Origin of the sequence: Allobosea sp. CS1GBMeth4 (assembly GCF_900185715.1) — a bacterium.
Taxonomy (GTDB): domain Bacteria; phylum Pseudomonadota; class Alphaproteobacteria; order Rhizobiales; family Beijerinckiaceae; genus Allobosea.
In genome coordinates this window covers 96,196-110,021 of the sequence record NZ_FYAS01000043.1, presented here as the reverse complement: position 1 = coordinate 110,021, position 13,826 = coordinate 96,196, and the positions used below count along the sequence as shown (strand labels likewise).

The 13,826-nt window shown below is 69.1% G+C and carries 9 protein-coding genes; 4 read left to right on the top strand and 5 right to left on the bottom strand.

All coding sequences use genetic code 11. The features are described 5' to 3' along the window. Positions 1 to 8: 8 nt before the first annotated feature. Complete coding sequence (locus tag CS1GBM4_RS21475) at positions 9 to 1,727, bottom strand: Na/Pi cotransporter family protein (protein WP_186420799.1); 1,719 nt, start codon at positions 1,725 to 1,727, stop codon at positions 9 to 11. A gap of 485 nt (positions 1,728 to 2,212) precedes the next feature. Beyond that, complete coding sequence (locus CS1GBM4_RS21470; protein ID WP_186420798.1) at positions 2,213 to 2,923, bottom strand: orotate phosphoribosyltransferase; 711 nt, start codon at positions 2,921 to 2,923, stop codon at positions 2,213 to 2,215. Between the two features lie 235 nt (positions 2,924 to 3,158). On the opposite strand from CS1GBM4_RS21470, the gene pyrC reads away from it, so the two are divergent. Further along, positions 3,159 to 4,253 carry a dihydroorotase gene (pyrC, locus tag CS1GBM4_RS21465; RefSeq protein ID WP_186420797.1) on the top strand — a complete coding sequence of 365 codons (1,095 nt, stop codon included), beginning with the start codon at positions 3,159 to 3,161 and terminating at the stop codon, positions 4,251 to 4,253. 152 nt (positions 4,254 to 4,405) lie between these two features. Here the strand turns inward: pyrC and purU are convergent, their stop codons facing one another. The 3 genes from purU to CS1GBM4_RS21450 form a co-directional block, all read right to left on the bottom strand. After that, entirely contained in the window at positions 4,406 to 5,269 is an 864-nt protein-coding gene (purU, locus tag CS1GBM4_RS21460; RefSeq protein WP_186420796.1) for a formyltetrahydrofolate deformylase, read from the bottom strand. A gap of 257 nt (positions 5,270 to 5,526) precedes the next feature. Beyond that, a complete protein-coding gene (locus CS1GBM4_RS21455; protein WP_186420795.1) occupies positions 5,527 to 6,816 on the bottom strand; it encodes an amidase in 1,290 nt (429 codons plus the stop codon). 316 nt (positions 6,817 to 7,132) lie between these two features. Next, positions 7,133 to 8,080, bottom strand: coding sequence for a LysR family transcriptional regulator (locus tag CS1GBM4_RS21450; protein WP_186420794.1), 948 nt, complete (start codon positions 8,078 to 8,080; stop codon positions 7,133 to 7,135). A gap of 128 nt (positions 8,081 to 8,208) precedes the next feature. On the opposite strand from CS1GBM4_RS21450, the gene CS1GBM4_RS21445 reads away from it, so the two are divergent. The 3 genes from CS1GBM4_RS21445 to CS1GBM4_RS21435 all read left to right on the top strand — a co-directional run bounded on the left by CS1GBM4_RS21445 (position 8,209) and on the right by CS1GBM4_RS21435 (position 13,735). After that, positions 8,209 to 9,045 carry an alpha/beta hydrolase fold domain-containing protein gene (locus CS1GBM4_RS21445; RefSeq protein ID WP_186420793.1) on the top strand — a complete coding sequence of 279 codons (837 nt, stop codon included), beginning with the start codon at positions 8,209 to 8,211 and terminating at the stop codon, positions 9,043 to 9,045. A 48-nt stretch (positions 9,046 to 9,093) separates the two neighbouring features. After that, positions 9,094 to 10,305 (top strand): efflux RND transporter periplasmic adaptor subunit, encoded by a 1,212-nt coding sequence (locus CS1GBM4_RS21440; RefSeq protein WP_186420792.1) that lies wholly within the window; start codon positions 9,094 to 9,096, stop codon positions 10,303 to 10,305. Between the two features lie 235 nt (positions 10,306 to 10,540). Further along, a complete protein-coding gene (locus CS1GBM4_RS21435; RefSeq protein WP_186420791.1) occupies positions 10,541 to 13,735 on the top strand; it encodes a multidrug efflux RND transporter permease subunit in 3,195 nt (1,064 codons plus the stop codon). The last annotated feature ends 91 nt before the right edge of the window (positions 13,736 to 13,826 follow it).

Genomic DNA, 13,826 nt, shown 5'->3' with positions numbered 1-13,826 from the left:
GGCTGCCCTCAGGCCGGCTTGTGCGGCAGGACGAGGCCGTAGCCGCCGGCCGCGGGCTGCTCCTCCGTCTTGCGCAGCCGCGTGTCGCTGAGCTCGTCGGCGGCTTCCAGGATCGGATAGGCGATCGAGGTGATGTGAGCGTGGATGCGCTTCAGGTCGCGCAGCACGTCGAGATGGATCGAGGAGGTCTCGAGCGACTGTGGCACGCCGCTGCGCAGCCGCTCGTAATGGCTCTCGGTGGCCCGGCGCTCGGCGGCGCGCATCGCGCTCTTCTCGTCGAAGAGCTGGCGGGCGAGCGTGATGTCGCGCGAGGCGAGCACGTTGAGCGCGAGCTGCAGGCTGTTGCTGACGCGCCCATGCAGCTCGCGGATTTCGGCGAGGCCCTCGTCCGAGAAGCGGTAGCGCTTGCGGATCTTCTTCTCCGCCAGCTCGCGCAGGTTCTTGTCGATGATGTCGCCGATATGCTCGAGATTGGTGGTCAGGGTGATGATCTCGAACAGGCGCCGGCTGTCCGCCTCGCCCAGCGGGCGGCGCGAAAGCTGGACGAGATAGAGCTTGATCGCCTCGTGGATCGTGTCGACGCCGTCGTCCGCCGCGGCGATCTCGCGCGAGAGCGCGAGCTTGTCGTGCTCCAGCAGCGGCAGCATGTCCTTCAGCATGGCGCCGACCCGGTCGCCGAGATGCAGCGTCTCCCGCATCGCGCTGGCGAGCGCCTCGGACGGGCTGTCGAGCAGTCCGGGGTCGAGGTAGAGCGGCCGTGTCCGCTGCTCGGCCGCCGGCGTGGTCGGGGTCAGCCGGGTGACCAGGGCGGCGATCGGCCCGGTGAAGGGCAGGAAGACGAGCGCGCCGAGGATGTTCAGCGCCAGGTGGATCTCGACCGCGAGCCGCGTCGGATCCGCCGACCACTGCGCGAACCAGGCGGCGAGCGGTTTGGCGAAGGGGATGACGGCGAGCGCGATCACGACTCGCGTCAGGAGGTTGGCGAGGGCGACGCGGCGCTGGACGGCCGGGGCGCCGAGCTGGTCGACCACCGGCACCAGCGCGTTGCCGAGATTCGCGCCGACGATCAGGACGAGCGCGGTCGGGGCCGGGAACAGGCCGCCGGCCCAGAAGGAGGCGACCAGCAGGACGATGGCGAGGCTGGAATGGGTCAGCCAGGTCGCCGCGATGGTGATCGCCACCGCGAGCAGCGGCTCGCTCGCCAGCGCCTCGAACACGGAGCGGAAGACGGGCGACTGCGCCAGCGGGGCCGAGGCGGTCTTGAGCTCGGCCAGCGAGAGCAGGATCAGCCCGATGCCGACGATCAGGCGGCCGATATTGCGGGCCCGGTTCATCGCCTCGTTGGCGAGATAGAGCGCGACCCCGACGGCGAGGCAGGCCCCCCAGAGCCAGCCGAGCTCGAACGAGACCAGGAAGGCGGCGAGCGCGGTGCCGATATTGGCGCCGAGCAGCACCGCGAAGGCCATGGGCAGGCCGATCAGCGCCTGACCGGCGAAGGAGGAGAGCAGCAGCGTCGTCGCCGTCGAGCTCTGCAGGATCAGGGTGACCACCGCACCGCTCGCCATCGCCGAGACCCGGTTGCCGGCGAAGCGCGCGAGGCCGTGCCGGAGCGACGGCCCGAAGGCCCTGGTCGCCCCTGTGCGCACCAGCCGGACCGCCCAGATCAGCAGCGCCACCGCGCCGGCGAGGTGGATCAGGATGGCGGTGGTGCTCTCGGCGGCGTTCATCGTCGGAAGTGTGCTCCGTCGCGGGATTCGGAGGAGTGAAACGGTGGATAATGCCACCAAATTGATTAGCCGTCTTATAAAATCGGTGCGATGGCGCCGCCTTTGGACGGAATTGTCAAACTGCGGATAAGCTGTGCGCTTCCAATGATTTCGAGCGTTCTGGGAAACGTCGTTGCCGCTTTTCCGCCGGAGGCTCGGCTCCGACGACCGGCTTTGCCGAGCATCGGGCGGAGCGGAAACGCTCATCCAGCGAGCAAACGCGCGACGGCCGGCGATGGATCCAGGCTGCGACGTTTTCGACAGGGATGGAGCGCATGCGAGGCCCCGCCGGCTTCGCCCGACGCCCGGCTCGGTGCGCCTGCAATGCCGGCCGTGCGGGTGGCGGCGAGGGCGTCACGGCTTTTCGGCGGCGGAGGCCGCCGATCCGAAGCGGCTGCGGCGCCGGCCCGCCGCCTCGATCGGGATTTGGTCCAGGCCGGGCTCGCTCAGCCGGTCTTGGCCTGGTTGAAATCCGAGATGCCGCCATGCGCGGCCGACCATTTGGCCGGCTCGTTGAGGAAGCTCTCGACCTCCTCCAGCACCTTCGGCTCGAAATGGCCGCTCGCCTTGGCGACCTTGAGCACGTCCCACCAGGTGGTGAGATAGTGCAGGCCGACGCCGATCTCCTTCATCATCTCGCGTCCCTGCGGGAAGATGTCGTAGTAGAACAGCACGAAGCAGTGATCGACCTTGGCGCCGGCGTCGCGCAGCGCCTTGCAGAAATTGACCTTGCTGCCGCCGTCGGTGGCGAGATCCTCGACGAGCAGCGTGCGCGCGCCCTCGACCACCTCGCCCTCGATCTGGGCGTTGCGGCCGAAGCCCTTGGGCTTCTTGCGGACATACTGCATCGGCAGCGACAGCCGGTCGGAGATCCAGGCGGCGAAGGGGATGCCGGCCGTCTCGCCGCCGGCGACGATGTCGATCGATTCGTAGCCGATGTCGCGCACGATCGTCGTGGCGGCGAAGTCGATCAGCGAGGAGCGCAGCCGCGGAAAGGAGATGATCTTGCGGCAGTCGATATAGACCGGGCTCGCCCAGCCGGAGGTGAAGATGAAGGGCTTGTCCTGGTAGAAGTGGACCGCCTTGATCTCGAGCAGCATCTTCGCCGCTTCGAGGGCGATGGTGGCCCGGTCGACCGGCATGTAGAGATTGGGCATGGTCTTGTTCTCCAGGGCCAGCGCGCGCCAGCCTTCGCCGTTCGCAGGCGTTGGCGCGGGCTCGTGTCGACTTCGCAAACGGCCCCTTCTCGACAGGTTGCCGGCGAAGGTCAATCCCCGCGGCGCGCCGTCCCCGGATGATTGCGCGCGATGCTCGCATGGCTCGGGCAAGGCAGCTATGGAAAGGGCGGCCCTCGCGCGGATTCGGCGGGGCAGGTCAGCACAGGGGCAGGGTATGAGCGTCACGGAACTCTTCGGCGGCACGCAAGCCAGGGCAGCGGGTTCCTTCGAGACTCTGACGATCCGCCGTCCGGACGACTGGCACGTGCATCTGCGCGACGGCGCCATGCTGAAGGCGGTGCTGCCCTTCACCGCGGCGCAGTTCCGGCGCGGCATCGTCATGCCGAACCTGGTCCCACCGGTGACCGGCATCGCGGCGGCGAGCGCCTATCGCGAGCGCATCCTGGCGGCGCGGCCGGAGGGCAGCGACTTCACCCCGCTGATGACCTGCTATCTGACCGACATCACGGCGCCGGACGAGATCGAGCGCGGCTTCCGCGACGGCGTCTGGGCCGCCGCCAAGCTCTATCCGGCCGGCGCAACCACCAACGCCCATTACGGCGTCACCGATATCGCGAAGCTCGCGCCGGTGCTGGAGCGCATGGAGCGGATCGGCATGCCGGTCCTCGTCCATGGCGAGGCGACCGACCCGGCCGTCGACATCTTCGACCGCGAGGCGGTGTTCATGGAGCAGGAGATGCTGCCGCTGCTGCGGCGGCATCAGGGGCTGAAGGTCGTCATCGAGCACGTCACCACCGCCGAGACGGTCGATCTGGTGCGGGCCCATGCCGGCCGCGCCGCCGGCACGATCACGCCGCACCACCTGATCATCAACCGGACCTCGCTCTTCCAGGGCGGGCTCAGGCCGCATCTCTATTGCCTGCCGGTCGCCAAGCGCGAGCGCCACCGCCTCGCCTTGCGCAAGGCGGCGACCTCCGGCGACGGCAACTTCTTCATCGGCACCGACACGGCCCCGCATCTGCGTAGCGCCAAGCAGGCCGAATGTTGCTCGGCCGGCGTCTTCGGCGGCGCCACCGCCTTGCAGACCTATGTCCAGGTCTTCGACGAGGAAGGCGCGCTCGCGCATTTCGAGGCCTTCGCCGCGGAGAACGGCGCGCGCTTCTACGGCCTGCCGCTGAACGAGGGCACGCTCACGCTGGAGAAGCGGCCTTGCCGGGTCTCGCCCGCGGTCGCTGTCGGCGATGAGGACGTCGTCGTCTTCCGCGGCGGCGAGGAACTGCCCTGGTCGCTGGGCGAGGTGAGGGGCTGAGCCTCGCCGTCATGCTCGCCCTTGTGGCGAGCATCCACGTCTCGAACGCCGCCTTCGATTGTTGAAGCAAAGACGTGGATGGTCGGGACAAGCCCGACCATGACGGGAAAGCTGTGCCGTCGAGGCGACATTCGGCCCCCGGCCCCCCTCCCTCAACCGGTGAACACCACCGTCTTCTTGCCGTTGAGCACGATCCGGTCCTCGAGATGGTGCGAGACGGCCCGGGCCAGCACGCGCCGCTCGATGTCGCGGCCCTTGCGGACGAGATCGTCGGGCGTGTCGCGATGGCTGATGCGCTCGACGTCCTGCTCGATGATCGGGCCCTCGTCGAGGTCGGGCGTGACGTAGTGCGCGGTCGCGCCGATCAGCTTCACCCCGCGCTCATGCGCCTGATGATAGGGCTTGGCGCCCTTGAAGCCCGGCAGGAAGGAATGGTGGATGTTGATGCAGCGCCCGGCGAGCTTGGCCGAGAGCCCGTCCGAGAGGATCTGCATGTAGCGGGCGAGCACGACGAGGTCCGTCTGCGTCTCCTGCACGATCCGCCAGATCTCGGCCTCCTGCTCCATCTTGGTCTGCCGCGTCACCGGCAGGTGATGGAAGGGGATGTCGCCGATATCGGTCGAGGCGATCGCGGCGCGCTCATGGTTCGAGACGATGCCGACGATCTCCATCGGGAGTTCGCCGATGCGCCAGCGATAGATCAGGTCGGCCAGGCAATGGTCGAACTTCGAGACCAGGAGCAGCACGCGCTTCTTCGTCGCCTGCTCGCTGAGGTTGATCGTCATGGCGAAGCGCTGGGCCAGCGCCTGGATGCCGGCGGCGATGGCCGCCTGCGGCTGCGCGTCGTCGAGGCGCGCGAAGACGACCCGCATGAAGAAGTGGCCGGTTTCGGTGTCGTCATATTGCTGGGCGTCGAGGATGTTGCAGCCGGACTCGAACAGCAGGGTCGAGACGGCGGCGACGATCCCCGGGCGGTCGGGGCAGGAGAGGGTGAGCACGCTGGTGCGGTCGAGCATGGCACGATGCCGCCGGTCGGGCGGCCCTTCGATCTGGAAAGCCGGGTTCTGGGGCGACGAGGGGGGCGCGCGACGCGCTGCCGTCAACCTCGGCCGGTCAGGCGCGCGCAGCCGCGCGCGGCCACGAGGGCGGCGGCGGGCGATCCGTAATGGCTGCGCACGATCATGGCGGCTGAAGGGCCCGTTCCGGCAGGATTTGTCAAGGCGGTCGGGTCGACCAAGGAATTTCTCCCCCGCCGCAAGCGGGGGGCTTGCGGTCAGAGCCCGGCCGCCGCTGGCTCGATCAGCTTCGCCAGATTGAGCAGCTGCGCATCCCGCCCGGCGACGGCGCTCAGCATCAGGCCGCCGGAGAGCCCGTCGCCGAGCGGCATCGGCAGCGAGATCGAGCACAGGTCGAACAGATTGCAGAAGGCCGGATTGCGCAGGACGAGGCGGTTGGCCGTATGGAAGGCCTCGTCATCGGCCTCCATCGCGGCGATCGTCGGCGCCTCGATCGGAACGGTCGGCGCCAGGAAGCCGTCGAGCCCGTCGAGCATGGCGGCAAGGCGCGCGATCAGCGCCCGGCGCCTCTCCATCGCGATGATGTAGTCCACCGCCTTGCACGGCACGCCGATGGCGATGCGCGCCGCGACCCGCCGGTCGTAGCTCTCCGCCTTGCTCGCCATCAGATCGCGATGCACCGCCGCGGCCTCGACGGTGACGAGCGGGGACGGGCAGATCGCGAACATCTCCTTGTAGAGCGCGTCGAAATCGACCGGTTCGACCGCGATGCCGAGCCGCGCCACGCGCTCGACCGCCGCCTCATAGGCTTTGGCGACCGATGCGTCGGCCTCGGCCAGGAAGCCGCCGCGCGCCACGCCGAGGCGGACGCGGCGGGCGGACAGCCCGCCCTCCAGGTCGAAGGGTTTGTCGGCCAGCGCCGAGAGCAGGCGCGCGCAGCCGGCGACGTCCTTCGCCAGCGGGCCGATCGAATCGAGGCTCGGCGCCAGCGGGAAGCAGCCATCGGCGGGGACCGTGCCGTGGGTCGGCTTCATCCCGGCGATGCCGTTGAACGCGGCGGGGATGCGGCAGGAACCGCCGGTGTCGGTGCCGACCGCCAGCTCCGATGTCCCCTCTGCCACCGAGACCGCCGCACCCGAGGAGGAACCGCCGGGGATGCGCGCCTTGTCGGGGGCGCTGCCGGGCGTGCCGAAGCTGGCGTTGAGGCCGATGCCGGAGAAGGCGAACTCGGTCATGTTGGTCTTGCCGACGATCACCGCGCCGGCCCGGCGCAGCCGCGCCACCGACGGCGCATCCTGGGCGGCGGGAGCGGCGCCCTTCAAGGCGCTGGAGCCGGCCCAGGTCGTCATGCCCTTCACGTCGAGCAGGTCCTTGACCGAGACGATCGTGCCGTCGATCGGGCTCAGCTGCAGACCGGCTTCGCGCCTCCGGTCGGCGGCGTCGGCCTCGGCGCGCGCGCTGTCGGCGAGCAGCCTGGTGAAGACGGGGGCGCCGTCGCCGAGGCGGGCGAGGGTGGTTTCGAGCTTGTCGCGGACGCTGCGGGACATCGGGCGGGCCTGGCTGCTGGAGGGCGCGCGGCGGAGAGCCGGCGCCTCTGGTTAGGCCAGTTCGCGACCCGAGGGAACCGCTGGCCCGTCATCCCGGGGTTTTGCGATCGCAAAGAGCCCGGAATCCATGAACGCGAGGCTATTCCAGCTCGTCATGCTCGCCCTTGTGGCGAGCATCCACGTCTTGAACACTGCCTGTAATTGGCGAGGCGAAGACGTGGATGGTCGGGACAAGCCCGACCATGACGGGAAGGGCGGTGTTCATGGGTTCCAGGCTCAGCCCTGCGGGCTGCCCCGGAATGACGCCGCGTTCTCGTTACGCCGCCATACCGCCCGGGCAGGGCAGCAGCGGCTTGCCCTGGAGCTGCCCGTCCTGCGCGAAGAGCTCGGCCAGCCAGTCGACGAAGACGCGGACCTTGTTCGAGAGGTGCCGGTTCGGCGGGTAGATGATGTGCAGCGGCTTCGGCTTCGTGCACCAGTCCGTCAGGATCGGCACCAGCCGGCCGACGGCGATATGCTGCACGGCCATGAAGGTCGGCACCTGCATGACGCCGAGTCCGGCCAGCCCGGCGGCGACATAGCCGGTGCCCTCGTTCAGCGAGACGACGTAGTCGCCCTGGATCTCGATGGTCTCCTTCGCGCTGGCGAAGGTGAAGGGCAGGATGCGGCTGGTGCCGGCCCGGCGATAGCCGATGGCGAGATGGCCGTTCTCCAGGTCGCGCGGATGCCGCGGCGTGCCATGCTTCGCCAGATAGCCCGGAGTCGCGCAGGTGATCAGCATCATCTCGCCGATGCGGCGGGCGATCAGGCTCTGGTCGTCGATCGCGCCGGCCCGCACGGCGAGGTCGAGATTCTCGCCGACCAGGTCGGCCGGCCGGTCGGACAGGCCCATGTCGACCTGGATTTCCGGATAGCGCGCATGGAAGCCCGGCAACGCCGGCAGGATGATGTCGGTGGCCAGCGGCACGCTGACGTCGATGCGCAGGCGTCCGCTCGGCCGGGCCTGCGACGAGGCCATGCTCTGGTCGAGCTCGTCGATCTCGCCGAGCACGCGCAGCGCCCGCTCGTAATAGGCGGCGCCGTCCATCGTCACCGTGACCCGGCGCGTCGTCCGGTTGAGCAGCTGCGCCCGCAAATGCCCTTCCAGCTGCTGGATCAGCTTGGTCACCGTCGGCTTGGGCAGGTCGAGCAGTTGCGCCGCGCGGGTGAAGGTGCCGACCTCGACGACGCGCACGAAGGCGCGCATGGCGGTGAGCTGGTCCATCTTCTGTCCTCGGCCGATCCGGCGATTGTTTCCAGACAGAAACAAAGTGGGAGCGGATCGGCGGTTTATTAAGCCGGGAGCATCACCTAAATCGTGACGCACTGCAATATTCGTCAGCCGTCACAGCCATGCTCGCTCCGTCCATCCCCGAAAGCCGCTATCGCCGCGCCGTCTTCTGGCGCGATCAGAGTGTGCAGGCCGGGCGCGAGACGCTCGCCGGCCGGCTCTACGCGCCGGCGGCGGTGCCCGACGAGGCCGGCCTCGTCGTCCACCTCCATGGCGGCACGTTCGACAGCGGCTCGCTCGCCTCGGGCGAGGCGGTCGCGACCACGCTGGCCGAGGCCGGCGCGATCGTGATCTCGCTGCCCTACCCGCTGGCGCCCGAGCACCGCTTCCCGCAGGCGCTCGAGACCGCCTATGCGGCGCTCGAGCGCATCGGTCGCGACAAGGCGCGCTGGGTCGGCAGGCATGCGCCGCTCTATGTGGCGGGCGAGGAGGCCGGCGGCAACCTCGCCGCGGCGCTCGCCATGATGGCGCGCGACCGGCACGGCCCGCCGCTCGCCGGCCAGATCCTGTTCTCGCCGATGCTCGATTCCTGCCTCGGCACCTATTCCGTCCGCAAGGCCGAGGCCGGGCCGGTCGGCTGCCGCTGGGCCGATGGCTGGCATGCCTATCTCGGCTCGCCCGAGAAGGCGGCGCATCCCTACGCGGCGCCGGTCAATGCCGTCAGGCTTTCCGGCCTCGCCCCGGCCCTGATCGTCACGGCCGAGGACGACCTGCTGCGCGACGAGAGCATCAACTACGCCGGCCGGCTGAAGGCGGCCGGCGTCGACACCACCATCCGCGTCGTTCGCGGGCCGAGCCATTGGCCGGAGGCCTTCGCCGAAGGCCCCTGCGACGGCACCTGCCTGTGCGCGGCCTGTCATCACATCAGCGAATTCTACACCGCGACCGCGCCGTCCTAGCCGCGCGTTCGCCCCGCTCTTTCGACATCCACTTGAAGGAATGACCCGATGATTCAGGGAACGATGCGTCATGCCCTGTTGGGCGTTGCCGTCACCGCCGGCGTCTCGCTCGCGGCGCTGGCCGTCGCCGTCCACGGCTCGGACAAGGCGCAGGGCGATACCGCCCCCGCCGCCGCGGCGGCGACGCCGGTATCGGTCGCGACCGTCGAGCAGCGCGATCTGGTCAGCTGGGCCGAGTTCTCCGGCCGGCTCGAGGCGATCGAGCGCGTCGAGATTCGCTCGCGCGTCTCCGGCGTGGTCGAGCAGGTGCACTTCGCGCAGGGCGCGCTGGTCAGGCAGGGCGACCTGCTCGTCAGCATCGACCAGGCGCCCTACCAGGCCGAGTTCGAGCGGGCCCAGGCGCAATTGCTCGCCGCCGAGGCGCGCGTCGCGCTCGCCCGGACCGAGCATGAGCGCGGCCAGAAGCTGATGTCGACACAGAACGTCTCGCAGCGCGACCTCGATGCGCGGCTGAACGCCCTGCGCGAGGCGCAGGCGAACGAGAGCGCCGCCCGCGCCGCCCTGCAATCGGCGCGGCTGAACCTCGACTACACCCAGATCCGCGCCCCGATCGACGGGCGCATCGGGCGCCTCGAGGTCACCGTCGGCAATCTCGTCGCCGCCGGCGCCAATGCGCCGCTGCTGACCACGCTGGTCTCGGTCGATCCGATCTATGCCGGCTTCAACGCCGACGAGGGCTCGCTGCTCAAGGCGCTCGCGACCCTGCCGGCGGAAGGGCGGCGCGACCTCCGGCGTATCCCGGTGCAGATGACCACCGCCACCAACGAGGCCGCGCCGGTCTCCGGCCATCTCAACTTCGTCGATAACGGCATCGACGCCGCGACCGGCACGGTCCGCGTCCGCGCGATCTTCGACAACAGGGATGGCGCGCTGATGCCCGGCCAGTTCGTGCGCCTGCGCATGGGCCAGGCGAAGTCCGAGCCGGCGCTGGTCATCAACGAGCGCGCCGTCGGCACCGACCAGAACAAGAAGTTCGTCTTCGTCGTCGGCAAGGACCACAAGGCGCAATGGCGCGAGGTCACGCTCGGCACGGCCGCGCAGGGCCTGCGCATCGTCACCAGCGGGCTCCAGGCCGGCGAGCAGATCGTCGTCAACGGCCTGCAGCGCATCCGCCCGGGCGCCACCGTGGCCCCCGAGCAGGTGCCGATGGCCGAGCGCTCCGAGCTGAAGCAGCCGAAGACCGAGCTCGCGCAGCGCTGAACCTCTCCCGTCATTCCGGGGCAGGCCGAAGGCCTGAGCCCGGAACCCAGAACCGATGCCGGCTCTGGGTTGAACGACCCCTTAGCCGATGCTTCTCGAATAGGCGCATCGGTTCTGGGTTCCGGGCTCTTCGCTGCGCGAAGCCCCGGAATGACGGGGCGGTTTCTCACATTCCGTTTCCCGCCCCGCCGGCCGCTTCGGGGCCGGCGGGCAGCCGCCTTGAAGGGGCATCCCCATGAACCTCTCGAAGTTCTTCATCGACCGGCCGATCTTCGCCGGCGTCCTCTCCGTCCTGATCTTCCTCGCCGGCCTCCTGGCGCTGCGCGCGCTGCCGATCTCGGAATATCCCGAGGTCGTGCCGCCGACCGTGGTGGTGCGCGCGCAATATCCCGGCGCCAATCCGCGCGTCATCGCCGAGACCGTGGCGACGCCGATCGAGGAGCAGATCAACGGCGTCGAGGGCATGCTCTACATGTCGAGCCAGGCGACGACCGACGGCGTGATGACGCTGAACGTCACCTTCAAGCTCGGCACCGACCCTGACAAGGCCCAGCAGCTGGTCCAGAACCGCGTCTCCCAGGCGGAACCCCGCCTGCCCGAGGAGGTGCGCCGCCTCGGCGTCACCACCATCAAGAGCTCGCCGGACCTGACGATGGTGGTGCACATCACCTCGCCGAACGGCCGCTACGACATGACCTATCTGCGCAACTACGCCGTCCTCAACGTCAAGGACCGGCTGGCGCGCATCGACGGCGTCGGCCAGGTCCAGCTCTTCGGTTCGGGCGACTATTCGATGCGCGTCTGGCTCGACCCGCAAAGGACCGCCGAGCACGGCCTCTCGCCCTCCGACATCGTCCGCGAGATCCGCGCCCAGAACGTCCAGGCCGCCGCCGGCGTGATCGGCGCCTCGCCGAGCGGGCCGGGGCTCGACCTGCAGCTCTCGGTCAACGCGCAGGGCCGCCTCGCCAGCGAGGAGGAGTTCGGCGAGATCATCGTCAAGACCGCCCCGAGCGGCGCCGTCGTCAGGCTGAAGGATGTCGCCCGTATCGAGCTCGGCGCCGCCGACTACGCGCTGCGCTCGCTGCTCAACGGCAAGTCGGCCGTCGCCGTCCCGGTCTTCCAGGCGCCGAACTCGAACGCCATCGCCATCGCCGACCGGGTCCAGGAGACGATGCGCGAGATCAAGCAGAACATGCCGGAGGGCGTCGACTATTCGATCGTCTACGACACCACCCAGTTCGTCCGCGCCTCGATCAAGGCGGTGGTCACCACGCTGTTGGAGGCGATCGCGCTGGTCGTGCTCGTCGTCATCGTCTTCCTGCAGACCTGGCGCGCCTCGATCATCCCGCTGGTCGCCGTGCCGATCTCGGTCGTCGGCACCTTCGCGGTGATGTATCTCTTCGGCTTCTCGATCAACGCGCTCTCGCTGTTCGGCCTGGTGCTGGCGATCGGCATCGTCGTCGACGACGCCATCGTCGTGGTGGAGAATGTCGAGCGCAACATCGAGAACGGGCTCTCGCCGCGCGAGGCGACCTACAAGGCGATGCGCGAGGTCTCCGGCCCGATCATCGCGATCGCGCTCGTCCTCGTCGCCGTCTTCGTGCCGCTCGCCTTCATCAGCGGCCTGACCGGCCAGTTCTACCGCCAGTTCGCGCTGACCATCGCGATCTCGACGGTGATCTCGGCGGTCAACTCGCTGACCTTGTCGCCGGCGCTCGCGGCGCTGCTGCTGCGCGGCCACGACGCGCCCAAGGATGCGCTGACCCGCTTCATGGACCGCCTGCTCGGCTGGTTCTTCCGCGGCTTCAACCGCTTCTTCAACCGCTCCTCGCAGGCCTATGGCGCCGGCGTCAGCCGCATCCTCGGCCGCAAGACCGTGATGATCGTGATCTATCTCGGCCTCGTGGCGCTGACCGGCGTGCTCTTCCGCACCGTGCCGTCGGGCTTCGTGCCCGGCCAGGACAAGCAGTACCTCGTCGGCTTCGCCCAGCTCCCCGACGCGGCGACGCTCGACCGCACCGAGGACGTCATCCGCAGGATGGACGAGATCGCCCTGAAGCATCCCGGCGTCGAGAACGCGATCTCCTTCCCGGGCCTGTCGATCAACGGCTTCACCAACTCCTCCAATGCCGGCATCGTCTTCGTCGGCCTGAAGCCCTTCGACCAGCGCAAGGACCCCTCGCTCTCGGGCAACGCCATCGCCATGCAGCTCAACAAGGAGTTCGCCGGCATCAAGGAGGCGTTCATCGCGATGTTCCCGCCGCCGCCCGTCCAGGGCCTCGGCACCATCGGCGGCTTCAAGCTGCAGATCGAAGACCGCGCCGGCCTCGGCTACAAGGCGCTCGACGAGGCGACCAAGGCCTTCATGGCCAAGGCCGCTGCGGCGCCCGAGCTCGCCGGCATGTTCTCGAGCTTCCAGGTCAACGTGCCGCAGCTCTATGCCGACATCGACCGCACCAAGGCGCGCCAGCTCGGCGTGCCCGTCACCGACGTCTTCGAGACGCTGCAGATCTATCTCGGCTCGTCCTATGTGAACGACTTCAACAAGTTCGGCCGCACCTACACGGTGCGCGTCCAGGCCGACGCGCCGTTCCGCGCCTATCAGGAGGATATCGGCAAGCTCAAGGTGCGCTCGACCTCGGGCGAGATGGTGCCGCTCTCGGCCGTGCTCAATGTGCGCACCGATTCAGGCCCGGAGCGCGCGATGCGCTATAACGGCTTCCTCAGCGCCGACATCAACGCCGGCCCGGCCCCGGGCTTCTCCTCGGGCCAGGCGCAGGACGCCGTCACCCGCATCGCCGCCGAGACCCTGCCCAAGGGCTTCGCCTTCGAATGGACCGAGCTGACCTATCAGGAGATCCTCGCCGGCAACTCCGCCGTCATCGTCTTCCCGGTCGCGATCCTGCTCGTCTTCCTGGTGCTGGCGGCGCAGTACGAGAGCCTGACCCTGCCGGTCGCGATCCTGCTGATCATCCCGATGGGCCTGCTCGCGGCGATGGCCGGCGTCTGGTGGAGCGGCGGCGACAACAACGTCTTCACCCAGATCGGCCTCGTCGTCCTGGTCGGACTATCGGCCAAGAACGCCATCCTGATCGTCGAATTCGCGCGCGAGCTCGAATTTCAGGGCAGGACGCCGGTCGCGGCCGCGATCGAGGCCAGCCGCCTGCGCCTGCGGCCGATCCTGATGACCTCGCTCGCCTTCGTCATGGGCGTGGTGCCGCTCGTGCTCTCGACCGGGGCGGGCGCCGAGATGCGCCAGGCCATGGGCATCGCGGTCTTCGCCGGCATGATCGGCGTCACCGCCTTCGGCATCTTCCTGACGCCGGTGTTCTACGTGCTGATGCGGAAGCTCTCGGGCAACCGGAAGCTGCGGCAGCATGGGGTGGAGGAGAAGGGGGAGGGGGAGGGGGAGGTTGCGGAGGCGGCTTAGGGTGTGGCCGGCGGGGGCGGGCGGCCGCGATCCTGCCGGCACCTGCCTTGGTTGACGGCCCTGTCATGCCCGAGTGCATGGCGGGTCGTCG

Excerpts from the sequence above, each read along its gene's own strand:
- CS1GBM4_RS21475 (WP_186420799.1), bottom strand. The coding sequence starts at position 1,727 with ATGAACGCCGCCGAGAGCACCACCGCCATCCTGATCCACCTCGCCGGC.
- CS1GBM4_RS21470 (WP_186420798.1), bottom strand. The coding sequence starts at position 2,923 with ATGCCCAATCTCTACATGCCGGTCGACCGGGCCACCATCGCCCTCGAA.
- pyrC (WP_186420797.1), top strand. The coding sequence starts at position 3,159 with ATGAGCGTCACGGAACTCTTCGGCGGCACGCAAGCCAGGGCAGCGGGT.
- purU (WP_186420796.1), bottom strand. The coding sequence starts at position 5,269 with ATGCTCGACCGCACCAGCGTGCTCACCCTCTCCTGCCCCGACCGCCCG.
- CS1GBM4_RS21455 (WP_186420795.1), bottom strand. The coding sequence starts at position 6,816 with ATGTCCCGCAGCGTCCGCGACAAGCTCGAAACCACCCTCGCCCGCCTC.
- CS1GBM4_RS21450 (WP_186420794.1), bottom strand. The coding sequence starts at position 8,080 with ATGGACCAGCTCACCGCCATGCGCGCCTTCGTGCGCGTCGTCGAGGTC.
- CS1GBM4_RS21445 (WP_186420793.1), top strand. The coding sequence starts at position 8,209 with ATGCTCGCTCCGTCCATCCCCGAAAGCCGCTATCGCCGCGCCGTCTTC.
- CS1GBM4_RS21440 (WP_186420792.1), top strand. The coding sequence starts at position 9,094 with ATGATTCAGGGAACGATGCGTCATGCCCTGTTGGGCGTTGCCGTCACC.
- CS1GBM4_RS21435 (WP_186420791.1), top strand. The coding sequence starts at position 10,541 with ATGAACCTCTCGAAGTTCTTCATCGACCGGCCGATCTTCGCCGGCGTC.